Annotated in this window: 23 protein-coding genes; 4 read left to right on the top strand and 19 right to left on the bottom strand. The window is 71.4% G+C overall.

Translation table 11 applies throughout. The features are described 5' to 3' along the window. Positions 1-14 precede the first annotated feature (14 nt). From ACRSBM_RS13305 to ACRSBM_RS13265, 9 genes are read right to left on the bottom strand one after another with little or no spacing between them, the layout of a single operon-like run. Positions 15-686, bottom strand: coding sequence for an SDR family oxidoreductase (locus ACRSBM_RS13305; protein WP_434443383.1), 672 nt, complete (start codon positions 684-686; stop codon positions 15-17). Beyond that, positions 686-1963, bottom strand: a complete 1278-nt coding sequence (gene rfaE2, locus ACRSBM_RS13300) for a D-glycero-beta-D-manno-heptose 1-phosphate adenylyltransferase (RefSeq protein WP_434443381.1) — start codon at positions 1961-1963, stop codon at positions 686-688. Before rfaE2 ends, ACRSBM_RS13305 begins: the two co-directional genes overlap by 1 nt. Then, the gene (locus tag ACRSBM_RS13295) at positions 1960-2535 is read right to left on the bottom strand and encodes a D-sedoheptulose-7-phosphate isomerase (protein ID WP_434443379.1); all 576 of its coding nucleotides are present in this window, start codon (positions 2533-2535) and stop codon (positions 1960-1962) included. The genes rfaE2 and ACRSBM_RS13295 overlap by 4 nt, the downstream gene beginning before the upstream one ends. Then, complete coding sequence (locus tag ACRSBM_RS13290; RefSeq protein WP_434443377.1) at positions 2532-3731, bottom strand: glycosyltransferase; 1200 nt, start codon at positions 3729-3731, stop codon at positions 2532-2534. The genes ACRSBM_RS13295 and ACRSBM_RS13290 overlap by 4 nt, the downstream gene beginning before the upstream one ends. Beyond that, on the bottom strand, positions 3728-4588 hold the full coding sequence (locus tag ACRSBM_RS13285) for a glycosyltransferase (RefSeq protein ID WP_434443375.1): 861 nt from the start codon (positions 4586-4588) through the stop codon (positions 3728-3730). Before ACRSBM_RS13285 ends, ACRSBM_RS13290 begins: the two co-directional genes overlap by 4 nt. Further along, positions 4585-5568: a glycosyltransferase family 9 protein gene (locus ACRSBM_RS13280; RefSeq protein WP_434443373.1), complete on the bottom strand. Its 984-nt coding sequence runs from the start codon at positions 5566-5568 to the stop codon at positions 4585-4587. Before ACRSBM_RS13280 ends, ACRSBM_RS13285 begins: the two co-directional genes overlap by 4 nt. Beyond that, positions 5565-6080, bottom strand: coding sequence for a D-glycero-alpha-D-manno-heptose-1,7-bisphosphate 7-phosphatase (locus ACRSBM_RS13275; RefSeq protein WP_434443371.1), 516 nt, complete (start codon positions 6078-6080; stop codon positions 5565-5567). The genes ACRSBM_RS13280 and ACRSBM_RS13275 overlap by 4 nt, the downstream gene beginning before the upstream one ends. 52 nt (positions 6081-6132) lie before the next feature. Then, on the bottom strand, positions 6133-7125 hold the full coding sequence (locus ACRSBM_RS13270) for an NAD-dependent epimerase/dehydratase family protein (RefSeq protein WP_434443369.1): 993 nt from the start codon (positions 7123-7125) through the stop codon (positions 6133-6135). After that, complete coding sequence (locus ACRSBM_RS13265) at positions 7122-7517, bottom strand: ChaB family protein (protein ID WP_434443367.1); 396 nt, start codon at positions 7515-7517, stop codon at positions 7122-7124. The genes ACRSBM_RS13270 and ACRSBM_RS13265 overlap by 4 nt, the downstream gene beginning before the upstream one ends. A 47-nt stretch (positions 7518-7564) precedes the next feature. Here ACRSBM_RS13265 and ACRSBM_RS13260 point away from each other — a divergent pair, with 47 nt between their 5' ends. Beyond that, a complete protein-coding gene (locus ACRSBM_RS13260; RefSeq protein ID WP_434443365.1) occupies positions 7565-8917 on the top strand; it encodes an aldehyde dehydrogenase family protein in 1353 nt (450 codons plus the stop codon). 71 nt (positions 8918-8988) lie between these two features. On the opposite strand, the gene ACRSBM_RS13255 is transcribed toward ACRSBM_RS13260, so the two are convergent. The 8 genes from ACRSBM_RS13255 to ACRSBM_RS13220 form a co-directional block, all read right to left on the bottom strand. Then, positions 8989-10206: a UDP-glucose dehydrogenase family protein gene (locus ACRSBM_RS13255; protein WP_434443363.1), complete on the bottom strand. Its 1218-nt coding sequence runs from the start codon at positions 10204-10206 to the stop codon at positions 8989-8991. Further along, a complete protein-coding gene (locus ACRSBM_RS13250) occupies positions 10167-11069 on the bottom strand; it encodes a glycosyltransferase family 9 protein (RefSeq protein ID WP_434443361.1) in 903 nt (300 codons plus the stop codon). The genes ACRSBM_RS13255 and ACRSBM_RS13250 overlap by 40 nt, the downstream gene beginning before the upstream one ends. Continuing rightward, on the bottom strand, positions 11066-11965 hold the full coding sequence (locus ACRSBM_RS13245) for a glycosyltransferase family 2 protein (RefSeq protein ID WP_434443359.1): 900 nt from the start codon (positions 11963-11965) through the stop codon (positions 11066-11068). The genes ACRSBM_RS13250 and ACRSBM_RS13245 overlap by 4 nt, the downstream gene beginning before the upstream one ends. Beyond that, positions 11962-13557 carry a carbamoyltransferase family protein gene (locus tag ACRSBM_RS13240; RefSeq protein ID WP_434443358.1) on the bottom strand — a complete coding sequence of 532 codons (1596 nt, stop codon included), beginning with the start codon at positions 13555-13557 and terminating at the stop codon, positions 11962-11964. The genes ACRSBM_RS13245 and ACRSBM_RS13240 overlap by 4 nt, the downstream gene beginning before the upstream one ends. A gap of 9 nt (positions 13558-13566) precedes the next feature. Next, positions 13567-14484, bottom strand: coding sequence for an NAD-dependent epimerase/dehydratase family protein (locus ACRSBM_RS13235; protein WP_434443356.1), 918 nt, complete (start codon positions 14482-14484; stop codon positions 13567-13569). Beyond that, positions 14474-15607 (bottom strand): zinc-dependent alcohol dehydrogenase, encoded by a 1134-nt coding sequence (locus ACRSBM_RS13230; RefSeq protein WP_434443354.1) that lies wholly within the window; start codon positions 15605-15607, stop codon positions 14474-14476. The genes ACRSBM_RS13235 and ACRSBM_RS13230 overlap by 11 nt, the downstream gene beginning before the upstream one ends. 85 nt (positions 15608-15692) lie before the next feature. Next, on the bottom strand, positions 15693-17930 hold the full coding sequence (locus ACRSBM_RS13225) for a GH92 family glycosyl hydrolase (protein WP_434443352.1): 2238 nt from the start codon (positions 17928-17930) through the stop codon (positions 15693-15695). 22 nt (positions 17931-17952) lie between these two features. Continuing rightward, entirely contained in the window at positions 17953-18561 is a 609-nt protein-coding gene (locus ACRSBM_RS13220; protein WP_434443351.1) for a hypothetical protein, read from the bottom strand. Positions 18562-18679: 118 nt separating this feature from the next. Between ACRSBM_RS13220 and ACRSBM_RS13215 the strand changes: the two genes are divergently transcribed. Continuing rightward, on the top strand, positions 18680-20134 hold the full coding sequence (locus ACRSBM_RS13215) for a hypothetical protein (protein WP_434443349.1): 1455 nt from the start codon (positions 18680-18682) through the stop codon (positions 20132-20134). A gap of 8 nt (positions 20135-20142) precedes the next feature. Here ACRSBM_RS13215 and ACRSBM_RS13210 read toward each other — a convergent pair whose 3' ends face one another. Both ACRSBM_RS13210 and fusA read right to left on the bottom strand, forming a co-directional pair. Beyond that, positions 20143-20904: an endonuclease/exonuclease/phosphatase family protein gene (locus tag ACRSBM_RS13210; protein ID WP_434443347.1), complete on the bottom strand. Its 762-nt coding sequence runs from the start codon at positions 20902-20904 to the stop codon at positions 20143-20145. 53 nt (positions 20905-20957) lie between these two features. Next, complete coding sequence (fusA, locus tag ACRSBM_RS13205) at positions 20958-22943, bottom strand: elongation factor G (protein ID WP_434443345.1); 1986 nt, start codon at positions 22941-22943, stop codon at positions 20958-20960. Between the two features lie 284 nt (positions 22944-23227). Between fusA and ACRSBM_RS13200 the strand changes: the two genes are divergently transcribed. After that, a complete protein-coding gene (locus ACRSBM_RS13200) occupies positions 23228-23824 on the top strand; it encodes an SGNH/GDSL hydrolase family protein (protein WP_434443343.1) in 597 nt (198 codons plus the stop codon). A gap of 68 nt (positions 23825-23892) precedes the next feature. Further along, entirely contained in the window at positions 23893-25044 is a 1152-nt protein-coding gene (xylA, locus tag ACRSBM_RS13195; RefSeq protein WP_434453069.1) for a xylose isomerase, read from the top strand.

Genomic DNA, 25044 nt, shown 5'->3' with positions numbered 1-25044 from the left:
GGCGTTCCGAAAAACTACGGCCAGGACGGCTCCTCCGCGTGGGCGATGACGAGTTCGCGGACCTCGCAGTCCTTCGGCTGGCTCAGCGCGAACACGATCGCCGCGGCCACCCGGTCCGGCGGGTTCAGCTTCGCCAGGTCCGTGGGCCGGTACTGCTCGGTCCGGTCGTCGAAGAAGTTCGTCCGCATCCCGCCGGGCACGACGAGCGTGACCCCGATCTTCCCGGCCGTCTCCGCGGCCAGCGCGCGGGTGAACCCGACGACGCCGAACTTCGAGGCGCAGTAGGCTGTCGCGTCGCTGACGGCGCGCAGTCCGAGGGTGGACGCGACCGTCACCACGCGGCCGTTCTCCAGGTACGGCAACGCCGCCCGGATCACCGCCGCGGTGCCGAACAGGTTGACCCGGACGACGTTCTCCCACTCCTCGGCCGGCACCTCGGCCAGCGTGCCGCAGCGGTCGATGCCGGCCGCGGTCACCACGCCGCTGAAGCCGCCGTGCCGTTCGGCGAGTGTGCGCACCGCCGCTTCGGCCGCTCGTCCGTCGGCCAGGTCGACCAGCTCGAAGTCGGCCCTGTCCGGCGCCGACTTGTCCAGCACCAGCGGCGTTCCCCCGGCCTCGCGCACCGCGTCGGCCACGGCCGCTCCCAGTCCGGCCGCGCCCCCGGTCACCAGCACGTTGCCCAGCATCAAGCCCTCCTCGACAGGATCTCGGTCGTCGAATGTCCCCGGTGGTACGGCACCACGACGGTCCGTCCACCCCAGCGCCGCACGACGGCGGTCTCCGGCAGCAGTTCGGCGGTGTAGTCGCCGCCCTTCACCCACACGTCCGGCTTCAGCCGTCCCAGGACGTGTTCGGGTGTGTCCTCACCGAACACGACCACGTCGTCCACCGACTCGAGCGCGCGCAGCACCTCGATGCGTTCGTTCTGGCCGTTGACCGGCCTTCCCTCACCCTTCAGCCGCCGCACGGACAGGTCGGAGTTGAGGCACACCACCAGGCAATCCCCCAGAGCCCGTGCCGCCGCGAGCATCCGCACGTGCCCGGGGTGCAGGACGTCGAAGCACCCTCCCGTCGCGACGACGGTTCCGCCACGCCTCCGCACCTCGTCCACAGTGGACGGGAGCGGCGCTCGCATCCCCGACACCCCGCCGTGCGCGAGGAACTCCGCCGCGGCACCGACGGCGTCGGCCACGGCGTCGTCCGGCGCGGCACCTCCCGCCAGCCGGACCGCCGCCGTCACGGCGAACCGATCCCCGGCACCACAGGGGTCCGCGACCGCGACGCGCGGCGCGGGAACGGCGACCGGCGTTCCTCCACAGTGGAGCAATGCGCCCTCGCCGCCCATCGTCACGACGACCGCGCGCGCCCGCCACCGGGCCAGCAGTTCGGCCGCCGCCGCGTGCGGGTCGGCGGTCTCAGCGAACGCCGTGGCCTCGGCCAGGTTCGGTGTCGCGAGCCGCACTCCCGGCACCGGCGCCGGTCCGCGCGGGTGCGGGTCCCAGACCACCGGAACGCGCGCCAGCACCGAGCGAAGGCGTTCGTCGCGGAGCAGACCCCTGCCGTAGTCCGACGCCAGCACGAAGTCGGCGGACAGGACGACGTCGAGCATGTCGTCGGTGACCCGCGGCGGCGCCGATCCCCCGGCCCGGTCGATGCGGGCCAGGGACGTTCCCCCGGACCGCAGTCGTGTCTTCACCGGCACGGCGTCCGCGCGCCCGTACACACCGGGCACCTCGACGAGGGCCCGCACCCGCTCGCCCGCCTCGTCCTCCGACAACGCGCTGACCAGCGTCACGTCCACGCCGTCGCGCCCCGCCATGGTCGCCGCCAGCGCCGCTCCACCGGCCCTGGCGTGCTCGCCGACGACGTCCAGCACGGGCGCCGGGGCGTCCGGGCAGAGGCGTTCGACGGTTCCTTCCAGGTCCACGTCGAGCAGGGAGTCACCCACCACGACCAGCTTCACGACGCCCTCCGCACGGACGAGGGCAGCGCCGCCTCGAAGGCCTCGCACAACGCGTGCACGACCACCAGTTGCGCCTCCTGCACGTGGCACGCGTGGCCAGGCAGCGCGAGGGTGTCGTCGGCCAGTGCCGCCAGCGGGTTCGGCAGCGGGCCGGTCAGGGCCCACGTGGTCGCACGGGCCAGCCGGGCGGCGCGCGCGGCCTCCAGGAGGTTCTCGCTGCGGCCACTGGTGGACAGCAGGACCACGACGTCACCCGGCCGCGCGTGGGCCGTCACCTGACGCGCGAACACCTGGTCGTAGCCGTAGTCGTTGGCGATGGCGGTGACGCTGGAGGTCTCGGCGCACAACGCCAGCGCGGAGAACGGCGCGCGGTCGTGCCGGTAGCGGCCGACCAGTTCCGCGGTGAGGTGCTGGGCCTCCGCGGCGGACCCGCCGTTGCCGGCCGCGAGCACCCTGCCGCCCTCCACGAGCAGGCGGGCGAGCAGGCCGCCCCAGCGGTGGATGCGCGCGGCCTGCGCGCGGACACCGGCGAGGGTGTCGGTCAGTTCGTCCAGGTGGCTCTCGACCGTCACTGTGCCACCGCCAGACCGCGGTTCGCGCACACCCGCTGGTAGACGAACTCGGTGCGGGCGCCGATCCCGTCCCACGTGTACCGGGCGTCGACCCGGTCCTGGCCGGCGATGCCGTAGGCCATGCCGCGTGACGGGTCCGCGAGCAGCCGGCGCAGCGCGCGACCCAGCGCCCTCGGGTCTCGTGGCGGGGTGAGCACGCCGGTCACGCCGTCGACGACCGTGTCGGTGAGCCCACCGGTCGCCGACGCGACAACGGGAACGCCGCAGGCCATGGCCTCCAGGGGCACGATGCCGAACGGTTCGTACCACGGCACGCACGCCACGACATCGGCGGAGCGCAGCAGAGCGGGCATGTCCGTGCGCGCCACCTGTCCGATCAGGTGCACGCGATCGGCGACCCCGTGAGTTTCCGCGCAGGCACGCAGCCGTTGCGCCTCGGGATCGGCCTTCAGGTCCCGCGGGCCTCCGGCGATCACCAGCTCCGTGTCCGGCACGAGGGGCAGCGCGGCGATCAGGTCGTCGAAACCCTTGCGCGGCACCAGCCTCCCGACGGACACGATCCGGTGCAGTGCCGTCCGCGGCGCCACCGGGCCGGTCTGGGCGAACAGCTTGGTGTCGACACCGCACGGGACAACCGTGATCTTGTGCCGTTTGAGCCCCATCATCACGAGCTCCCCGACCTCGTCGTCGCACGTGGCCGCGATGGCGTGCGCCTCGTGGCCGATCAGCCGTTCGATCGCGATCCGCTCGGACGGGCTCGTGTCCTTCGCGCCCTGGTGACGGCGCTTCACCGTGCCGAGGGCGTGGTAGGTGTGCACGACCGGGATCTGGACCTGTCGCGCCGCCAGTACCGAGGCGAGACCGGACATCCAGAAGTGGCTGTGCACCACGTCCGGTGGCTGGTCCTGCCAGTCGTCGGCCAGGAAGCGGGAGAAGCCGGTCATGTGCGGCAACAGCTCGTCTTTGGGCACATGTCGCGCCGGTCCCGCGGGCACGTGCACCACCGCGTAGCCGTCGGGGGTGTCGGCACGGCGCGGCAGTCCCCGTGCGTCGCGCCGCGTGTACACCGCCACCTCGTGACCTCGTCGCACGAGGGCGGCAGCCAGTGCGGCCACGTGCACGTTCTGCCCTCCCGCGTCGGCATCTCCCAGAGCCGCGAGCGGGCTGGCGTGCTCCGACACCATCGCGATCCTCATCCGATCACCTCCTTCAGCAGCACGTCCCAGTTGCGCAGGAACGCGTCGAGCCCGTAGCGGGCCAGCGCGATCTCGCGAGCCCGTCGTCCCTTCTCCTCGGCGAGTGCCGGGTCGGCGACCAGTCGCCGCGTCGCCGCCACCAGTTCCTCCACGTCCGTCGAGATCGCGCCCACCTCGGCGGACACGGCCCTCATCGCCTCCGTGCAGCCCAGGGCGACGACCGGCATGCCGATGTGCATCGCCTCCAGCAACGACAGTCCGAGCGACGTCCAGCGCGGCGTGTGCACGTAGACGCGGCGGCGGGCGAGCTCCCGGTGCAGTGCTTCGAGCCCGTGGTCCCCCATACCGCCGATCTGCTCGGTCCCCATGCCGAAGACGTCGATCGGCTCGAACCGCGGCAGCAGGTCGGTGCCGACGATCCGGCCGCGGCGGACCGGGTCGTTGATCACCGCGGCCGCGCGCGGGAGCTCACCGGTGTAGAGCGGACCCGGGTCGACGACGCCGTGCTCGATCACGACGGTCCTCGTGGTGCCGCAGTCCCACATCAGGTCGTTGAAGTGGGTGACGTGGACCAGGGTTCCGTCCCAGCCGGCGAGCGGGTGTTCCTGCGCGGGCGCGCTCGGCGTGTTGTGTTCCAGGTACACCACCGGAATGCCGGCCGGTACCCGGGACAGTTCCTCCACCCGCTGCACGACCGCGACCTCGGCGTCCACTTCGGACAGATCGGTCTCGGTGGCCCGCCACGGCCGTCCGGCGAGACCGATGCCGTGCGGCGGGCCGGGGATCAGGTACTCGTGGCCGCCCTGGACGAAGGAGTGCGTCCAGGACCCGTGCACGTGCCAAAGCAGGATCTTCACGCTGTCACCTCCGCGACGGCTGCCACGACGTCGGCCGGGTCGACCTGATCGAGGCATGGATGACCGGGGACAGGACACTCGCGCGCTCTGGTGGCACGGCACGGCGCGTTCTGGTCGCCGAGCAGGACGTGCCTGCCGTACGGCGCCCATCGGACCGCCGGCACGACGGGGGCGAACAGCGAGACGACCGGGGTGCCGACGGCGGCCGCGAGATGGGCGGGGCCGGTGTTGCCGACGACGACCGCGTCGGCACCGGCCAGCACCCCCGCCAGTTCGCGCAGGCTGGTGCGCCCGCCGAGATCGGATCCGCACGCGCCCGCGACGTGCCCGGTCAGCCCGGTCTCCGCCGGTCCGCCGGTCACGACCACGCGGTGCCCGGCCGCGGTCAGCGCGACCACGGCCTTCGCCCACCGGTCGGGCGACCAGGTGCGGGCGGGCGCCGACGCACCGGGGTGCACCACCACGTACGGATGGCTCAGTTCCGGCTCGGGCGGGTCGACGACCGCCAACCGGCCGTCATCGCCTTCCGGAAGCTCGAACCCGGCCGCCCGCGCGACTTCGAGCGCTCGCTCAGCCTCCGGCACGTCCGGGTCATCGCGCAGACGCACGTCCAGCAGCGATCCGGGGTAGTCGATCGACCGCGCGACGATCCTCGGCACCTCCGCGAGCCGCAACACCAGGGCGAGCGGCAACGGGCTCTGGTGGAACGAGGTCAGGATCAATGCCACGTCAGCGCGAATACCGTGTACGAGCGCGGTCACGGCCTCGATGTCGAACGGCCGCACGTCGGGCGCCGGGTTCGCGATCCACGGGCACTCCCACTCGACGATCCTGGTGACGCCGGGCAGCAGTTCCGCCGCCCGCACACCGCCCGGACCGCACAGGAAGACGACCTCGCCGCGGGCAGCGGCCGCACGAACCGCCGGACCTGCCAGCAGCACGTCACCATCGCTGTCGAGTCGTGCGACGAGGGTCCTCACAGGACCAGCTCGATCGCGGTCCGCAGGTCCGGCGCGGTGCGGGGCGCGCGTTCGACCTCTTCCGGCCTGGTCACGTCGGTGGGCACCAGCACGGACACCGCGCCGGCCGCCGTGGCCGCGTCGACATCGGCGCCGATGTCTCCCACGACGACCACGCGTTCCGGCTTGACGGCCAACGCCGCGCAGGCGGCGAGCACCAGCCCTGGCGCGGGTTTGCGGCACACGCAGTCGTCGTCGGGGTGGTGCGGGCAGACCTGCCAGGTGCCGAACGGGCCGAGCAGCTCCTCGACCCGCGCGTTGACCCCCGCGACCTGCGCCTCGGTGAGGAGCCCGCGGCCGATGCCGGACTGGTTGCTCACGACGCCGGTGCGCAGGCCACGTGCGCGCAGGTCGCGCAGCACTTCCCGGGCACCTGGCATCGGGACCACGCGTTCCGGGTCGCCGTTGTACGGGACGTCCCGGATGAGCGTGCCGTCGCGGTCGAAGAGCACCGCGTCGAAGACTTGGTCCATAGAGGAGATTTAGCCGAGGAAGGCGGCTTGAAACGCTACTCGCCGAAGCGGTTCACAACACGGGGCTGGCCGGGACGTCCTTGCCCGCACCGATTCCCCGCACCAGCGCGCGAAGGGCTTCCTGCGCGTCGACCTCCGGTTTCCAGTCCAGCTCCGTCCTCGCCCGCGAGGCGTCCAGCAGCGGCGATCGCAGGGCCAGGTCCACCCATCCGGGTGGAGTGGGCTGCAGCCGGAGCCGCCAGGTCAGATTCGCCAGCACCCGCAACAGCTTCGCCGGAACGGTCACGGGCCGCCCACCGAGCACCTCCGCCAGTGCACGGGGAGTGACGACGGGCTCGGCCACGAGGTTCACCGCGCCGTCGGGTCGTCGCCTCAGGATGCGCACCAGCCCGTCGGCGACGTCGTCGGCGTGCACGAACTGCAGGACCAGGTCACGCGGCAGCGGCAAGATCGGGATCCGGTGCCGGAACAGGATTTTCGGCACCAGCTTCCCGAGGAAGTAGTCGCGGATCTCGGATCCCGCGTCGGACTGCAGGATCAGCCCCGGCCGGGGCCGGGAGATGAGCAACCGGTCCTCGAACCGGTTCAGCATGTGCTCCACGGCGGCCTTGTGCCGGCTGTAGAACGACGTCGGCACGCCGTCCACCGGCCAGGACTCGTCCACCCGGCGGTCCTTGCTGCCCGGCGAGTAGGCCCCGACCGACGACATGTGCACGAGGTGCGGCACGCCCGCGGCCGCCGCCGCGGTGAAGACCTGCGCCGATCCGGCCACGTTCGTCCGGTACAGCAGCCGTTCGTCGCGGGCGGGCTGGATGAGCCAGGCGAGGTGCACGACCGCGTCGGCCTTCTCGAACGCGGCCTTCAGCACCTCTTCCGCGCCGGCCCTGCCGAGTTCGACGGGCGTCCACGGCACGCCGCGATACGGCGGCGCGTCCCCCGGCGGACGGCGCGAGATGCCGTGCACCTCGATGTCCGGTTCCTCGGCGAGCCTGCGTAAGAGAGCCGTCCCGACGTTGCCGGTCGCGCCGGTGACGACGACCTTCATGAGCGCGCTCGCGCGGTCTCGCGGTTGTTCGCCTTGCCGATGGCGTCGACGAGCTCTTCCTTGCTCATCTGGGAGCGGCCCTCGATCTTGAGGCGCTTCGCGATGTCGTAAAGGTGTTGTTTGCTCGCGTTCGCGTCGACTCCGCCGGCCGTCTCGCCCTGGGCGGGTGTGCTGCGTTCGGCCTGGGGATCGGACGGCCCCTTCTCGTCCTTGGCCTCCCAGTGGTCGCCCACTTTCTCGAAGCTGTGCTTGAGCGCGGAGAAAGCGGTGCGGTGCGCGCGTTCGCCCTCCCCGTAGCTCTCCACGGCCGAGTCGTGCGCCTTGATCCACGTCCGTTGAGCCTTCTTCGACGAGCGCGCCACCGTGCTGGGCAGGTCCTCGCGTCCGGGCATGCGTCTCCTCCAAGGTTTCCACCTGCGATGACGGGTACCCGATCGGCATGACCACCATGCACGCCATCGACGTTCACAGCCCGCGCGACTCACAGCTCGTCGGATGGCTCCCCACCGCCACGGCCTCCGAGGTCTCCTCCACCCTGTCCACCGCCCGAACCGCGCACCCGGTGTGGGCCTCGGTCCCCGCCGCCGAACGCGGCGCGGCGGTCCGTGAGGCCGCGTCATCACTACGCATCAGGGCGAACGACCTGGCGACCGTGGTGGAAACGGAGACGGGGCGGCCGTTCGCCTCCGCGCGGGAGGGTGTGCTGGCGGGCGCGGCGACGCTGGAGCAGTACGCCGAGCTGGGTCCGGTCCACCGTGGACGGTCGTTGCTCGGCTCGGCGGTCGACTTCATGGTCCCGGAACCGCGCGGTGTGGTCGTGGCGTTGACGCCGTGGAACGACCCGGTGGCGGTGGCGTGCGGTCTGCTCGGAGCCGCTCTGGTGACGGGCAACGTCGTGGTGCACAAGCCGAGCGAACGCTGCCCGCACACCGGTCTGCTGCTGTCGAGCGTGCTGCAGCCGTGCTTCCCCGACGGCGTGCTGCAGACGTTGGTCGGCGACGGCGAGATCGGCGGCGCGCTGGTGCGTTCCCCCGAGGTCGACGTGGTGGCGCATGTCGGCAGCACGGCCACGGGTCGTGCGATCGCGCAGGCCTCGTCCGCGAAGCTGCTGCTGGAGAACGGCGGCAATGACCCGCTGCTGATCGACGAGGACGTGGACCCCACGTGGGCGGCGGCGCAGGCGGCGCTGGGCGCGTTCACCAACGCGGGCCAGCTGTGCACCTCGGTCGAACGGATCTACCTGCACAAGGCGATCGCCGCGCCGTTCCTGGACGCGTTGTGCGCGCAGGCACGGGAGTGGAACGAGGATCCGCAGCCGCTGGTCGACACCCGGCACCGCGACTTCGTCCACGACCAGGTGGCCGCGGCCCTGTCGGCCGGAGCGCGAGCGCTGGTGGGCGGCGAGATCCCCGCCGGTCCCGGCGCCTTCTACCCCGCGACGGTGCTGACGGACTGCTCCAGCGCGATGAGGGTCATGTGCGAGGAGACGTTCGGCCCGGTCGCGCCCGTGCACCTGGTGTCGTCGTTCGACGAGGGCCTGTCGGAGGCCTGTTCCGGTGACTACGGCCTGGCCGCGACCGTGCTGACCAGCTCGATGGACCACGCCCAGCGCGCCTGGCGGGCGTTGCCGGTGGGCACGGTGAAGGTCAACGCGGTGTTCGGCGGGGCGCCCGGTGGCGCCGCTCAGCCGCGGGGCGCGTCCGGCACGGGGTACGGCTACGGTCCCGAGCTGCTCGACGAGATGACCACGACGAAGGTGGTCCACCTCGGCGTTCCGACCGGCCGGTCCTGACGGGGCCGGCTGGCAGGCCTCGCCCATCCAGCTCGGCGGCCGCTCCCGCGCTCCCACCGGCCGCCCCGGCGTTACGACCGGCCCGTCCTGACCAGCCGGAACCCCGCCTCCGCCGCCTTGTCCGGCGGTACGACGCCGCGCGTGTCGAAGATCAGCGGTGTCCGCACCTGCTTCGCGAGCTCCGGCCAGTCCAGCTCGGCGAACTCCGGCCACTCCGTCAGCACGACGATCGCGTCCGCGCCGGCGGCGGCCCCCGCCGCGCTGTCCGCCACGGCGATGTTCGGCCGGCCCTCCGAGACGCACGGGTCGTACGCGGTGAGCTCGGCGCCTTCCTGCGCCAGGATTCCCGCGACCACGAGTGCCGGTGAGTCCCGCAGGTCGTTCGTCCCCGCCTTGAACGTGAGCCCGAGCAACCCGATCCTGGCGCCGGCGAGCGAGCCAGCCTCCACCCGGATCCGCTCGACGACCCGGTGCGGCTGATATCGGTTGGTGGTGATCGCCGCGTCGAGCGTGGCGAAGTCGACGCCCGCCGTGCGCGCCGTCGCGAGCAGGGCGAGGGTGTCCTTGGGCAGGCACGAGCCTCCCCAGCCCGGTCCTGGCGCCAGGCACGACGCGCCGATCCTGTCGTCGAGCCGCATGCCCTCGGTGACGCCGTCGATGTCGGCGTCCAGGCGCTCGCACAGCTCCGCCAGCGTGTTGACGTACGACAGCTTCAACGCCAGGAAGCAGTTGCTCGCGTACTTCACCAGTTCGGCGCTCGTGTTGTCGGTGAGCACGACCGGTGCGCGCGTGCCGGAGTACAGCTCGGCCACCTCGTGGGCCTGCCGTTCGTCCTGTGCGCCGACGACGATCCGTTGCGGCCGCAGGAAGTCCTCGACGGCGTGCCCCTCGCGCAGGAACTCCGGGTTCGACACGACACCGGGATAGCGCGCCGCGGTGCCGACCGGGACCGTCGACTTCAGGACGATCTGCGGCGATGCCGTGGCCAGCACCTGCTCGACCGCGGTCAGGTCCGCGGCACCGTCGGCTCCGGTCGGTGTCTGCACGCAGACGAACGTGAAGTCCACATCGGACACTTCGCCGCCGTGGACGAACCTCAGCCCGCCACTGTCCAGCCCGGCGGCGACGAGCTCGCGCAGGCCGGGTTCGTGCAGGGAGACCTCGCCCGCGTTCAACGCCGCGACCTTGGGCGCGTCCACGTCCGCGCACACCACCCGATGCCCGAGGTGCGCGAAGCACGCGGCTGTGGTCAGACCGACGTAGCCCGCTCCGATGACACCGATTCGCACAACGCACCTCCTACCGCGTCAAGGACCTCTTCGACCGTGATCTCCAGCAGTCCGGGATCCGGCTCCTCGGCGAACGTGTCGCCGGTCCCGCCGTGCCAGAGCGCCCGGTGCGGGCCCCGGCGCGGACCCCACAGGCGCGGGGGCACCGGGCCGAACAGCAGCACCGACGGCGTCCGGTAGGCGGTGGCGACATGCGCGACGCCGGTGTCGCCGCAGAGGACGAGCCGCGCGGTGGCGACGAGGTCCATGAGCTCGGCCAGGGTGCCGGTGAAGACGTCGGGGCCGACCTGGCGGGCCAGCTCCTGCTCTCCTGGGCCTGCCGTCACCACCACCTCGGACCCCAGCGCCCGGGCGACGGCGGCGTACCTCTGCGGCGGCCACCTCCGCGCACCGGTGCTCGCACCGGGGTGGATGACGATCCGGCCGGTCCGCGGACCGGCCGGGGCGAGCCGGAAGTCGTCCGGATCGCACCGGATGCCGTGCCGTCGCAACAGATCACACCACCGCAGCACCTCGTGGCGGTCGGCGGGCCACGCGATCGCCGGCACCCGGTCGCCCGGCCGGGCGTGGTCCGCGTAGGTGATCAGGCGGCGTGGCTCGGTGGCCAGCAGCCGCTCGACGCTCTGCGGTCCCCTCCCGTGCAGGTTCACCGCGAGATCGGGCTCCCGGAAGTCGATCGGTGCCAGCGCCTCGGTCGGCAGCAACCGGTCCACCGCGCCGATCCGCGCCACCGCGTCCGCGAGCCACGCCGGCGCGGCCAGCGTGATCTCCGCCCGCGGGAAGGCCGCTCGCAACCCACGCAGCGCGGGCACCGCTGTCAGCAGGTCGCCCAGCCCGAGCGCCCGCAGCACCAGGATCCTCAAGGCCGCACCCGCCGATGCCGCACCTCGCCCCTCACCCGGTGCCAGCACGCGACCGGCGGGATCAGCGCGCTCGTCACCACCATCCTGGCGACCTCACCGCACGTCCGCGGTCCCGGCGCTATCCGCGCGACCGCGAAAGACGCGGTCCGCCCGGCCCACACCACACCCAGCGCCCCGGCCAGCCGCCGCCGGCCGAGCACTCCACAAAGGACAGCAAGCAGGCCGGCCGCCGTGGTCACCGCGTGCGCCGGCAGCCGTCCTTGCCTCCCGCCGATGCGCGAACGCCACTTCCGCCCCACCAACCGGCGCATCAACGCGTCGTCGGCGTTGCCGCGCTGGTCCCGGACGCTGGTCAGGAAGGTCGCGGGCTTCACCGGGTGCGTCGTCACCCTGGCGCCGCGCACGATCCGGTAGCCGAGGTCCTGCACGCGCAACGCCAGTTCGGCGTCCTCGCGGTAGGCGCGCGGGAACCGTTCGTCGAAGCCACCGGAACGGGCCAGCGCCTCCCGCCGGTACGCCATGTCCGCGGTGATCCAGTGCGCCGTGGCGAGGCCCGCCGTGCCGCGTTCGGCGTCGGTCGGCCTGCGGTCGCCGGGCAACGGTACGACGATCTTCGCCTGGCTCGCACCGACGTCGTCCGGCAGGCCGGTGAGGTCGGCATACAGCCGGGCCTTCCAGTCGGGCGCGAGGACCACGTCGTCGTCGAGGAACGCCACCCAGTCGCCGCGTGCCTCACGCCAGCCGGTGTTGCGCGCCGCCGCCGGGCCGAGGCCCGTCTCGCGGTCGTCGACCACGATGATCTCGCACGGGTCCGGGCCCTCCCCCGCTGCCAGCGCGTCCAGCAGGACGTCGAGGTTGGGCCTTCCCACGGTGGGAATCACGACGGAGTAGTTCATCGGCGCACCACGAACGGGCCTATGGCGAGCAGATCGATCGGTGACGAACCGAAGCACTCCAATGCGTCCCGCGGGGTGTCGACCATCGGACGGCCGGCCGTGTTGAGGCTGGTGTTCACGACGACCGGAACCCCGCTGCGGGCCTCGAACTCGCGCAGCATCCGTTCCAGCAGCGGGTCACCGGAGACGGTCTGGGCCCGCGCGGTGCCGTCAACGTGCACCACCGCGGGAATGCGGTCTGTCCACTCCGGACGGACGTCGTGCACGAAGAGCATGTACGGGCTGGGAATCGGTCCGCGCGTGAACAGATCTGCGGCGCGTTCGGCGAGCACCATCGGCGCCACCGGGCGGAACTGCTCGCGGCCCTTCACGTCGTTCAGCCGGGTCAGGTTCTCTGCGTAGCACGGGTTCGCGAGCAGCGACCGGCGGCCGAGGGCGCGCGGACCGTACTCGCTGCGGCCCTGGAACCACGCGACGATCTTGTTCGCGGCCAGCGCCTCGGCGACCTCCAGCGCGACGTCGTCGGACCTCTTGTACGGCACCGCGGCGGTGCGCAGCACCGACTCGATCTCCTCGTCGGAGAAACCCCGGCCCAGGTCGGCGCCCGGCATCGGCGACAGGAAGTCCGTGCTCGCGTGCAGCGCCGCGCCCAGGGCCGTGCCCGCGTCACCGGCGGCGGGCTGGACCCAGACCTCGTCGAACGGCCCCTCCGCGAAGATCCTGGTGTTCGCCACGCAGTTCAGCGCCACGCCACCGGCCAGGGTCAGGCGGGACTCGCCGGTGCGGTCGTGCAGCCAGCGCACCAGTTCCAGCAGCACCTCTTCGAGCCGTACCTGCACGCTCGCGGCGAGCTCGGCGTGTTCGCTGGTCAGCTCGTCGTCCTTCGCGCGCTGCTTGGCCAGCGTGTTCCAGTCCATCGGCTTGATCTCGAAGCCGCCGTCGCGCACCACCACGTGCTCGCGCATCAGGTCGAGGTGTACCGGCTTGGCGTGCGAGGCGAGGGCCATCACCTTGTACTCGTCGCTCGACCGCAGGAAACCGAGGTGCTCGGTCAGCTCCTCGTACATCAACCCGAGCGAGTGCGGGAGCCGCTGCGACGCGAAGGTGGTCAGCGCCTGGTCCACGTACCGGCCGGCCAGGTGGGACCCGCACTCGCCACGGCCGTCGGCCACCAGCACAGCGCAGTTGCCACCGAAGGGCGCGGCGAGGCCGGTGGACGCGGCGTGCGCGACGTGGTGGGGCACGAACCGCACGATCTCGGGGTCGAGGCCCGGCAACGACGTCGCGAGGAACTTCGGTGCCTGACGCGCGTAGGTGGTGCGCAGCTCCTCCCACGGCGCGTACTCCGCGTCGACCAGATCGGGGTCGTAGGAGTACGCCACGGCATCGAGGTCGGCCGGGGTGAGCCCGGCCTGTTCGAGGCACCAGCGCGCCGACAGCTCAGGCAGCTCCCACGTGGAGAACGGCACCGGCCGCTTGCCGTGTTTGCGGCGGGAGAACCGTTCCTCCTCCGCCGCCGCGACTACTTCACCGTCGACCACGAGCGCCGCCGCCGGGTCGTGGAACACCGCGTTGATCCCGAGAACTCGCATGACGAGCGGCTACCCGGCGAACTGCCGGGCAAACGAGCGCAGGCCGTCCTCCAGCGAAACGCGTGGCCGCCAGCCGAGAACCTCCTGCGCCAGGGCGATGTCCGGACGGCGGCGGCGCGGATCGTCCACCATCGAGTCCACGTGCCGGATCTCCGACGAGCTGCCGGTCACCCGGATGCTGCGATGCGCCACGTCGAGCACGGTGACCTCGTCCGGGTTGCCGAGGTTGATCGGCCCGGGGTGGTCGCTGCGCGCCATCGCGAGCAGCCCGCGCACGAGATCGTCCACATAGCACAGCGACCGGGTCTGCAACCCGTCCCCGTGCACCGTCAGCGGCTCGCCCGCCAGCGCCTGCCGCAGGAACGTCGGGATCATCCGGCCGTCGTGCGCGCGCATCCGCGGGCCGTAGGTGTTGAAGATGCGCACGATCCCGGCGTCGACGCCGTGTTCCGCCCGGAACGCGACGGTCATCGCCTCCCCGAACCGCTTCGCTTCGTCGTAGACGCTGCGCGGCCCGATCGGGTTCACGTGCCCCCAGTAGGACTCCCGCTGCGGATGCTCCTCCGGGTCGCCGTACACCTCGCTGGTCGACGCTACGACGACGCGGGCGCCCTTGCGGCGGGCCAGGTCCAGCGCGTGGTAGGTGCCGAACCCGCCCGTCTTCAACGTGTCCACGGGCATCCGCAGGTAGTCGGCGGGCGACGCCGGGCAGGCCAGGTGCAGGACCAGGTCGACCGGTCCGAGCAGGTCGAGCGGCTGGGACACGTCCGCGGCGACCACGCCCACGCCGTCCGGCACGTTCTCGCGGGAGCCGGTGCGGAACGAGTCCACGCACACCACCTGCGCGCCGTCCCGCAGCAACGCCTCGCAGACGTGCGAGCCGAGGAAGCCGGCGCCGCCCGTCACCACCACCCGCTCAGGCGACATCGAGGACCGTCTTCAACCAGCCGTCCTCCCGCAGGTCGAACGACTTGTACGCCTCGATCGCGGCGCTGGGCTTCTCGTGCCGGGTGATGAACGCGAGCGGGTCCACCGACCCGGCCACCACGAGGTCGAGCAGGCGCGGCAGGTAGCGGCGGTGGTTGCAGTTGCCCATCCGCATGGTCAGGTTCTTGTTCATCGCCGCGCCGATCGGGAACTGGTCGAAGCCCGGCGGGTAGACGCCGATGATCCCGATGGAGCCGGCCTTCGCCACCAGTTCGACCGCCCAGTCCAGCGCCTGGCGCGGCGCGTCGCCGGGCTTCCACTGCTCGCCGGTCCGCGTCCCCGGCTGCTCGGCGTCGATGCCGACCGCCTCGATCACCCGATCGGGCCCGATACCACCGGTCAGGTCCTTCACCACCTCAACGGGATCCTCCTCGTTGAAGTTGACGATCTCGGCGTTCTGCGCGCGTGCCCGGTCCAGCCTGGACCCGATGCCGTCCACGACGATCACCCGGCCGGCGCCCAGCCGCTTGGCCGACGCGATCGCGAACTGCCCGACCACGCCCGCGCCGAGCACGAGGACCGTGTCACCGGAACCGACCTCGGCGAGCCGGGCGCCGAACCACGAGGTCGGGAAGATGTCGGAGAGCAGGATCGCCTGGTCGTCGGAGACCGCGTCGGGCACCCGGACCAGCGTCGTCATCGCGTACGGGATCCGCGCGTACTCGGCCTGCAGTCCGTTGATCGGACCGGTCGCCTTGGGTCCGCCGAAGAAGCAGGTGCCGGCCGCCGGCCCGTTCGGGTTGGCGGTGTCGCACTGCGCGTAATACCCGGCGCGGCAGTACGAACACGTGCCGCACCCGACCGTGGACGTCACGACGACGCGGTCACCGGGTGTGAACCCCCGGACCTTGGCACCGACCTCCTCCACGACGCCGACGGCCTCATGCCCGAGCACCGTGCCCTCGACCATGTCCGGCATCGTGCCGCGCACCATGTGCAGATCGGTGCCGCAGATCGCGCTGCGGGTGATCCGGATGACGGCGTCGGCCGGTTCCTGGACGCGCGGGTCCTCCACGTCGTCCAGCCTGATGTCGCCCTTGCCGTGCCACACGACTGCCTTCACGTTCGTCTCCTCCCGTTCCCCGGCTGGTTCCCCGGAGAGAACGGGGCAAACACCGGTCCGGCCGGAAACGCGTTCAGAGGCGGGATCAGCCCTCAAGGCGGGAGACCAGCACACCTCCGTGCTTGACGAACGCCTCCGGCAACCAGGGCTGCTCGACCTTGCGGCCGTTCCACCGCGTCTCCCGCAGATGGACGCCGGGCGTTCCGATCGCCAGGACCGTGATGTTCCTCTTGGTGATCCGGGCCTTGGGGAACATCGGGCTGGAGAGGTGCAGCTCGGCGCTGCTCGGCGTGCGCGGGTACAGGCCGAGGGCGGCGAAGACGTACCAGGCGGACATGGTGCCGAGGTCGTCGTTGCCGGGCAGTCCGGACGGGCCCGTGCGGTAGACCAGCTTCGCCATGGCCCGCACGGTCTCCTGGGTCTTGCGCGGCTGGCCGAGCTCGTTGTAGATCCACGGCGTGTGGATGCCGGGCTCGTTCGTCGGGTCGTACCGCAGCGCGTCCCCGCCGGTCGCCCACGAGCCGTCCGGGCGCTTGAAGAACGCGTCGAGCCTGGCGGCCGCGGCTTCCGGTCCGCCCATCGCCTCCGCCAGTCCTGCGACGTCGTGCGGCACCATCCAGGTGTAGGTGGCGCTGCTGCCCTGCGCGAAGCCCCGGTCGGAGGCGGGGTTGAACGGGGTCACCCAGCTGCCGTCGGCGTTGCGGGCCTGCTGGTGGCCGGTGGCCGGGTTGAACGTGTTGCGCCACCAGCCCGCGCGCTTCTCCATCTCCGCGCTGGGACGGCCCAGCCTGCGACCCAGGTCGGCGAGAGCCTGGTCGGCGACGGCGTCCTCGAGGGTCTCGGCGGCGCCGCCCCAGCAGTGGCAGGTGTCGTGCGGGGCGTAGCCGAGACGCATGTACTCGGCCAGGTTGGGGCGCTGGCCCTCGCACTGGCCGGGACATCCCTTGTCGGACAGGCCGTCCGGGTGCGGGACGGTGGCCTGGCGCAGCAACGAGTCGTACGCGGCCCGCACGTCGAAGTCACGCGCACCCATGGCGTACATGCCCGCGATCGCCGGGGCGGACGGGTCACCGGTCATCACGTGCGTCGGGCCGGTGATGTGGACCCAGCGGTCCCACACCCCGCCGTTCGCGCGGGAGATCTCGAGCAGGGACTGGGCGAAGTCGCTCGCCACGTCCGGTGCCAGCAACGCCAGCAGCTGGGTGTGGGCGCGGTACTGGTCCCAGCCGGAGAAGTTGCCGTACCGCAGGTCCTGGCCGGCGTCGCTGATCACGTTGGGCTGCAGGAACGAGTGGTACAGCGCGGTGTAGAAGATGGTGCGCTCGTCGGCGGTGCCACCGTCGACCTCGACCGCCCGCAGCCGCTTCGCCCATTCCTTGCGGGCCTGTTTCGCCACGTCGGCCACGGTCGCGCGCTTCGGGATCTCCGCCGCGAGGTTGCGTTTGGCGGCGTCGAGGCTCGTGTAGGAGATGCCGACCCGCATCCGCACCGAACTATCCGCAAAGGACACATAACCGCCGGAACCCTTGCCTGCGCGCGCACTTCCGGTCAGGTAGCCCTCACCGCCGGTCGCATTCGTCGTGCCGGGCCGGAGTTCGCTGTTCACCCACGTGCCGTACGCCGAGATCGGGCGGTCGAACGACGCCGTGAAGTGCAGGCGGTAGTAGGTCTTCTGGTTGTTCGTGCCACCGTTCGCGCGGCGGCCGCAGAACGCGCCGGTCAGCACCGAACCCGAGACCGAGTTCGTCGCCGGGTCGATCGTGATCTCGGCGTCCTCGCTGCCGTTGAGCGAGTTCGAGGTGCGGAACAGCAGCGAACCGTCGACGGGGAAGGTGAACTCGCCGATGCCCGCACGGGTCGTGACGGACAGGTCGGCCGTGGCACCGGACTTCAGGCCCACCCGGTAGCGACCGGCTTCGGCCTTCTCGTCGTCGTGCGAGAAGTCGCTGGCGAAGATCTGGTCCTTGGTGTCCGCGGTCGGCGAGGAGGTGATGTCGCCGACGTGCGGCATGATCGGGATGTCACCGGCGGCACCGGGGTGGCAGCCCGCGCCGTTGACGTGCGTGAGGCTGAAGCCGCGCACCCTCGTGGCGTCGTAGGCGTATCCGTTGGCGGCGCCCGTGTTCGTCTGGTCGCCGCGAGTCGACGTCGGGCTCCACGAGATCATCCCGAACGGCCGCACGGCGCCCGGATAGGTGTTGCCGCCGCCCGCCGAGCCGATCAGCGGGTCGACGTACCGGGTGTCGTCTCTCACCGCCGCGGTCGCGGGAGTCGCCAGCGCGGCGGTGAGGACAGTGACCAGGAGGACCGGAAGCGCTCTCACGCCCCGGGACACTAACCGGTTCTCAGTAAACGCAGGGTGGCCGATAGCCGTCGATCTTCAGGCCGCGGAACTCCAGGTCGTTCTTCGTCCTGCCGACGAACACCAGGCCACGGGCGTCGTCGAGGGCCTCGGCGAACGGGTAGGACGGTGTGCCCAGCTCGGGCAAACTTGTCCAGTTGTCAGGCTGGAAGCCGAAGAACCGGTGCACGAGCCTGCCGCCGGTGGACGGCACCTTGGTCACCCACTTGTCGCCACCGCTCCAGAACGAGGCTGGCCGCAGCTGGACGTGGAGATCACTGGTGGCGCGGTAGGTCAGCCAGAAGCCCCTGGATCGCGACAGGTCCGCCTCGGCCTCGAACCTGTTGCCCAGCCACACGACCATGACGGCCCAGTCGTCGGCCAGGAACTTGATCTTCGCCGTGTGCCCGTGCCGTCCCCTGGGCACGAGGATGCTGCCGGTCGCGGGCTCGGTGGCGCCCTCGCCACTGGCGATCCAGTGCTGCAACCGGTCGATGGACGGGGTTCTGCACTCACCGCCGCGCGAAGCGTTCGCCGCGGCGGTCGAGCCGAAGAGGAACAGCAGCGCGCACGCGATCACCGCGACGCGGCCGGGCGTTGAGTTCAAGCGCATCTCGCGGACCGTAGCGGAGATTGGTATAAACCATTTCCGTTCACCGTTGACAGCACCTCAGCGCCGGTTACCTGGACAGCGGATTGCAGGGTCACCCGGCGGAAGCCACAGTGATGCCGTGCAGCCCGTCAGATGCGTCGCATTCATAGGTGTCGTAACGATTTTCGCCTTCCAGCTGACCGCTCCGGCCGGCGCGTCGACCGGCTGCTCCCCCACCGTCGACGAGCGGTCGTTCGCCTCCGCCTCCTCACTGCGCGCGCTCAACGCCACCGTGGCCGGGTTCGGTGTCCGCGCCACCGGCAGTCCGGCGCACCACAGCCTGGTCTCCTGGCTGGAACGCCGGATGGACCGCCTGCCGGGCGTGACGGTGCGCTCCGAACCGTTCGCGATCGAGCGCTGGCAGCCCGGTCCCGGTCTCCTGGTCTCCGGCGGCGCCGTGCCGGTCGCCGCCGCGATCCCCTACTCCGCACCGGGCCTGCGCTCCGGCGAACTGGTCCACCTGCCGGCCGGGACGCCGATCACCGCCGCGAACGCCCGCGGCAAGGTCGTGCTGCGCGCGTTCCCCGCCGTCGACCGCGGCTACCTCGCCGAACCCGTGCTGCACCAGGACATGATCGACGCGGGCACGGCCGGCGCCGCCGGGGTCGTCGTCGCCCTCCCGTATCCGCACGATCAGATGAAGGGCTATTGGGACCCGCACGTCGGCACCCACTACCGCGTGCCCGGCGTGTTCGTCGGCGCCGACGCGACTTTGCGGCTGCACCCCGGCACGTCCACGACGGTCGGCGTCCTGGCGGAGCGGGAGCCGGCCGTCACGCGCTCGGTGATCGCCACCCTGCCCGGTCTGAGCGGTGAACGGATCGTGCTCGACACCAACACCGACGGCGTGGGATGGGTGCAGGAGAACGGAACCGTCGCGCTGCTGGCTCTGGCCGAGCACTTCGCCGGCCTGCCACCGCGGTGCCGGCCGCGCACGATCGAGTTCGTCTTCGCGACCGGCCACCTGCACCGCCCGGCCGAGGGCAGCGAGTTCCGCGCCCGCGCGCTCGACAGCGACTACGACTCGGGTTCGGTCGCCTTCGCGTTCGTGCTGGAACACCTCGGCACGCGGGAGTTCCTGCCCAGCGGGGGAACTCTGCGACCTACGGGCGCGGCGGAGCTGTCGGGTTGGTTCGCCGGCAGTCCCGTGCTGTCCTGGACGGCCTTCCTCGCGCTGGCCGGGCGCTCCGTCGACCGCACCTTCGTCCTGCCGGGAAGCGACCCGCCGGTGCCGGGCCGGGTGCCGCCGCAGTGCTCGTTCGGCGGTATCGGCACGCATTTCCACTCGCACCTGGTCCCGACGATGGCGATGATCTCCGGGCCGTGGACGCTGTGGGCACCGTCGTTCGGCGCCGACGCCGTCGACCACGAACGCATGCGGCGTCAGGTGCTGGCCGCGGGCGACGCGATCACCGCGCTGGCGCCGGTGCCGCGCGAGCAGATCGCCGGCCCGTACCTGGACCTGCGGCGGGCTCGTGCCGCGGGCGCGCCGACCTGTTCGCACGAGCTGCCGCCCGAGTGGGCGCCAAGGTAGGCCCGAGCCTAGATCCTGATCAACGCCTGGACGGCGAGGTGGTCGGACGGGAACTGGCCGTCACGGTGGTAGGTGTTGATCGCGGCCGCCTCGACCGTGACGCCGCGGGTGAGGATCCAGTCGATGCGCGGCCCGTCCGGGACGAGCGGGCCGAAGCCGTGGAACGTCCCGTACGCCGGGGTGGTCCGCGGGCCCGCGAGCCACGTGTCGGCCAGCCCGGCGGTGAGGATGGTGTGGACCGGCGAGCCGGGGACGTCGTTGAAGTCGCCGGTGAGCACGACCGGCAGGGTCTGCGCGGCGAGGCGGTCGCGCACGAACTCGGCGCTGCACACCCGGGAGTTCGCCGACTCGTGGTCGAAGTGCGTGTTGACGACCACGAACTGCTTGCCCGTCAGGCGATCGGCGAACCGGGCCCACGTGACCATGCGGATCACGTTGTTGCCCCACGACCGGGAGCCGACGACGTCCGGGGTGTCGGACAGCCAGTGGTGGTCGAACTCCAGCGGCCGCAACCTCAGCGCGTCGAAGAAGATCGTCATGAACTCGTCGTGGCTGCCGCCCGCCCGGCCGAGACCGATCCAGTCGTAGTGGTCCGGCAGGTCGTGCGCGATGTCGAGCAGTTGCCCGTACAGGCCTTCCTGCGTGCCGAGCACGGTGGGTAACGCGTTCATCAGCAGCTGCGCCATCACCGGCCGTCTCGCCGCCCACGAGTTCGGCTCGGCGGCCGACGCGTACCGCAGGTTGAACGACATCACGCTCAAGGTCGACATTTCAGCGAGCATGGCACAGGCCCGGCCTGTCTCAGGCCGGGCCTGTGTTCCCTCTATGCCGGCGCGTAGCCGGTCGGGCGGCTGGTGAACGTGCCGCGGCCTTGCGTCCGGCTGCGCAACCTCGTCACGTAACCGAACATCTCCGCCAGCGGCACGCTCGCCGTCACGACCGTGACGCCGGTTCTCGCCTCCGACCCGAGGATCCGGCCGCGACGCGACGCCAGGTCACCGAGCACGCCACCGAGGTACTCCTCCGGCACGGTGACCGTGACCTCGGCGATCGGTTCGAGCAACGTCATGGCGCCCGCCTTCAGTGCCTCGCGCAGCCCGAGTCGCCCGGCCGTGCGGAACGCCATCTCCGAGGAGTCCTTGACGTGCGTGGACCCGTCGGTGAGCGTCACCCGCAGCCCGGTCACCGGGTGGCCGAGCGGTCCCTCGGCCAGCGCGTCCCGGCAGCCCTGCTCGACCGCGCGGACGAACTCCTGCGGCACGCGCCCGCCGGTGACGGCCGAGCGGAACTCGAAACCGGTCTCCAGCGGCTCGGTGTCGAGCACGACATGGGCGAACTGCCCCGCACCTCCGTCCTGTTTCACATGCCGGTACGCGAATCCCGAGACGCCGGTGGCGACGGTCTCGCGGTAGGACACCCGCGGGCGTCCCATGGTGATCTCGATGCGGTGGTCGGTGCGCGCCTTCTGCACCGCAACCTCCAGCTGCAGCTCACCCAGGCCGGACAACACCGTCTGACCGGTCTCCGGGTCCGTCCTGACCTGCAGGGACGGGTCCTCGTCGACCAGGTGTGCCAGCGCTTCGGCCAGCCTCGCGTGGTCCGCGCTCGTCCGCGCTTCCACCGCGACCGACACGACGGGATCAGCCGACACCGGAGGTTCGAGCAGCAACGGAGCCGTTGGCGTGCAAAGGGTCGCCCCGATGCGAGCCGTCTTCAGCCCCACCACCGCCACGATGTCACCCGCGACGGCCTGGTCGACCGGCGTGTGCCGATCGGCCTGGACGCGCAGGATCCGCCCGATGCGTTCGGTCCTGCCCGCGACGTGCACTGTCTCTCCTCTGTGGAGGGTGCCGGAGTAGACGCGGACGTAGGCCAGCCGTCCGGTGGCGGTGGCGTTCACCTTGAACACCAACGCCGCGAACGGCGCGTCCGGATCCGCTTGCCGTTCCTCGCCGTCGACGCCGCGCACCGGAGGAACATCCACAGGGGACGGCAGGTACGCGATCACCGCGTCCAGCAACGGTTCGACGCCACGGTTGCGGTACGCCGAGCCGCACAGCACGACGGTTCCGGCACCCCGGCTCGTCAGCTCCCTGAGGGCGTTGGTGAGCGTCCGTTCGGACAGGCCCTGTGCGAAGAACTCCTCCAGCGCCTCGGGGTGCAGTTCCGCCACCGCCTCCTCCAAAAGGCGGCGACGCCGTTGTGCCTCTGCCAGCAGCGGTTCCGGCACGGGTCCTTCGGTCATGCCGTCGTCCCAGATCAGTGCACGCATGCGCACCAGGTCGACGACGCCTCTGAACCCGTCTTCGGAACCGATCGGCAGCTGCACGACGAGCGGCACGGTGTGCAGGCGCGTGCGGATCGACTCGACGGCCGTGTCGAGGTCCGCGCCCGCCCGGTCGAGCTTGTTGACGAACGCGATCCGCGGCACGCCGTGCCGATCTGCCTGCCGCCACACCGATTCGCTCTGCGGCTCCACCCCCGCGACACCGTCGAACACCGCGACAGCCCCGTCCAGCACGCGCAGGGAGCGCTCGACCTCGTCGGAGAAGTCGACGTGCCCAGGCGTGTCGATGAGGTTGATCCGGTGGCCGTCCCACGTGCACGTGACGGCCGCGGCGAAGATCGTGATGCCGCGGTCGCGCTCCTGCGGGTCGAAGTCGGTGACGGTCGTTCCGTCGTGGACCTCGCCGCGCTTGTAGGTGCTGCCGGTGGCGAACAGGACGCGTTCGGTGAGGGTGGTCTTGCCCGCGTCGACGTGGGCGAGGATGCCGAGGTTGCGGACGGTGTTCAACGTGATGGTGCGCATGGCTCTATGCCTTTGGTGTCAAGGACTTACGGGGTCAGCGCGATGACCCGGCGAACTCCGCGGAGGAGTTCGTCAGACAGTCCGGCGCCCGGCGCGCAGCAGGCGGCCGGAGTGCGAGGACACGAGGATCACGTCGAAACGGGACGGGAGGGCGACGGCGGCGGTACGCACGGCCGGTCTCCTCTCGCCTCGGGTGATGATGATCGTGGAGTGTAGGCACATGAGCGGTGCCTCACAACGCATTTGACGCGGAACACCTCCACGACGCCCTTCGTTCAACGGGTATGCGCCTGTGTTTGCTCGGCGACTCGATCGCCGCCGGAGTCGGCAGCACGCGCCGGGAGGACACGCTCGGCCCGTTGCTCGCCGAACGCCTGCGAAAGGCGGGACATCCCGTCGATCTCAGCGTGCAGGCGTTCGCCGGCGCCCGCTCGGCCGATCTGCGCGCCCAGGTGCGCACGGCGGTCGCGAGTGGAGCCGATGTCGCAGTGGTGGTCATCGGGGCGAACGACCTGACGAGGTTCGTCCCGGTGCAGGTCGGCGCCCAGCAACTGCACGACGCCGTCGCGGACCTGCGCGCGGCAGGGGCCGAGGTCGTCGTCGCCACGGCACCGGACCTGAGCATCGTCTCGCACGTACCGCCCGCACTGCGCGACGTCGTGTCGGCAGTGAGCCGCGACTACGCTCAGGTGCAGCAGCAGGCCGTCATCCGCGCCGGCGGAGTCGTCGCCCACGTCGAACGCGCCGTCACGCCGCAGTTCGCCGCGAACCCCTCGTTCTTCGCCGCCGACCGCTTCCACCCGTCCGCCGCCGGTTACCGCGCGATCGCCGAGGCTCTGGCGCCCGCGGTCGAGGCGGTCGCGCGAAATCGGCGCGGCTGAGCGATTGCGATCAACGCCGTGGCGTCGTACTGTCCGCACTAAGTTCAAGCATTGAACGAATGAGGTGGATGATGAGCACGCCCACTCCGGCGGACAAGTTCTCCTTCGGTCTGTGGACCGTGGGCTGGCAGGGCCGCGACCCGTTCGGCGAGGCCACGCGGCCCGATCTCGACGTGGTCGAGGCGGTGCACCGGCTCGCCGAGCTGGGTGCGTACGGCCTGACGTTCCACGACGACGACCTGTTCGGGTTCGCGGCGACCGAGCGCGAGAAGCAGATCGGCAGGCTGCAGACCGCGCTGAAGGACACCGGCCTGGTGATCCCGATGGTCACGACGAACCTGTTCAGCCACCCCGTCTTCAAGGACGGCGGCTTCACCAGCAACGACCGCGGCGTGCGGCGGTTCGCGCTGAAGAAGGTGCTGCGCAACATCGAGCTGGCCGCCGAGCTCGGCGCCAAGACCTTCGTGCTGTGGGGCGGTCGTGAGGGCTCCGAGTACGACACGGCCAAGGACGTGCGGGCGGCGCTCGACCGGTACCGCGAGTCGATGAACCTGCTGACGCAGTTCGTCACCGACCGCGGCTACGACCTGCGGTTCGCGCTCGAGCCCAAGCCCAACGAGCCGCGCGGCGACATCCTGCTGCCGACGGTCGGGCACGCGCTGGCGTTCATCACGACGCTGGACCGCGCCGACCTCGTCGGGCTCAACCCCGAGGTCGGGCACGAGCAGATGGCCGGACTGAACTTCGTGCACGGCATCGCGCAGGCGCTGTGGCACGACAAGCTCTTCCACATCGACCTCAACGGTCAGCGCAGCATCAAGTACGACCAGGACCTGGTGTTCGGGCACGGCGACCTGATGAACGCGTTCGCGCTGGTCGACCTGCTGGAGACCGCCGGCTACGACGGCCCGAAGCACTTCGACTACAAGCCGTCGCGCACCGAGGACATCACGGGCGTCTGGGACTCGGCCAAGGCGAACATGGCCACCTACCTGCTGCTCCGCGACCGCGCCGCCGCATTCCGCGCCGACCCGGAGGTGCAGGAGGCACTGCAGGTCGCGGGCGTCGCCGAGCTGGGCCAGCCGACGCTCGACGCCGGTGAGTCCTACGACGACCTGATCGCCGACGACAGCTTCGACCCGGACGTGGCGGCCGAGCGCGGCTTCGGTTTCGTGCGGCTCAACCAGCTCGCGCTCGAGCACCTCACCGGAGCGCGGTGA

Source organism: Lentzea xerophila, from assembly GCF_051094245.1.
Lineage (GTDB): Bacteria > Actinomycetota > Actinomycetes > Mycobacteriales > Pseudonocardiaceae > Lentzea > Lentzea xerophila.
Note: the sequence above shows the minus strand (reverse complement) of the source record. Positions and strands in the feature narration are given on the sequence as shown.

Bases quoted from the DNA above. Each gene is read 5' to 3' on its own strand.
- ACRSBM_RS13270 (WP_434443369.1), bottom strand. From the start codon at position 7,125: ATGAAGGTCGTCGTCACCGGCGCGACCGGCAACGTCGGGACGGCTCTC.
- ACRSBM_RS13275 (WP_434443371.1), bottom strand. From the start codon at position 6,080: ATGGACCAAGTCTTCGACGCGGTGCTCTTCGACCGCGACGGCACGCTC.
- ACRSBM_RS13305 (WP_434443383.1), bottom strand. From the start codon at position 686: ATGCTGGGCAACGTGCTGGTGACCGGGGGCGCGGCCGGACTGGGAGCG.
- ACRSBM_RS13235 (WP_434443356.1), bottom strand. From the start codon at position 14,484: ATGTCGCCTGAGCGGGTGGTGGTGACGGGCGGCGCCGGCTTCCTCGGC.
- ACRSBM_RS13220 (WP_434443351.1), bottom strand. From the start codon at position 18,561: ATGCGCTTGAACTCAACGCCCGGCCGCGTCGCGGTGATCGCGTGCGCG.
- xylA (WP_434453069.1), top strand. From the start codon at position 23,893: ATGATGAGCACGCCCACTCCGGCGGACAAGTTCTCCTTCGGTCTGTGG.
- ACRSBM_RS13290 (WP_434443377.1), bottom strand. From the start codon at position 3,731: ATGAGGATCGCGATGGTGTCGGAGCACGCCAGCCCGCTCGCGGCTCTG.
- ACRSBM_RS13210 (WP_434443347.1), bottom strand. From the start codon at position 20,904: ATGTCGACCTTGAGCGTGATGTCGTTCAACCTGCGGTACGCGTCGGCC.
- fusA (WP_434443345.1), bottom strand. From the start codon at position 22,943: ATGCGCACCATCACGTTGAACACCGTCCGCAACCTCGGCATCCTCGCC.
- ACRSBM_RS13240 (WP_434443358.1), bottom strand. From the start codon at position 13,557: ATGCGAGTTCTCGGGATCAACGCGGTGTTCCACGACCCGGCGGCGGCG.
- ACRSBM_RS13245 (WP_434443359.1), bottom strand. From the start codon at position 11,965: ATGAACTACTCCGTCGTGATTCCCACCGTGGGAAGGCCCAACCTCGAC.
- ACRSBM_RS13260 (WP_434443365.1), top strand. From the start codon at position 7,565: ATGACCACCATGCACGCCATCGACGTTCACAGCCCGCGCGACTCACAG.
- ACRSBM_RS13265 (WP_434443367.1), bottom strand. From the start codon at position 7,517: ATGCCCGGACGCGAGGACCTGCCCAGCACGGTGGCGCGCTCGTCGAAG.
- ACRSBM_RS13200 (WP_434443343.1), top strand. From the start codon at position 23,228: ATGCGCCTGTGTTTGCTCGGCGACTCGATCGCCGCCGGAGTCGGCAGC.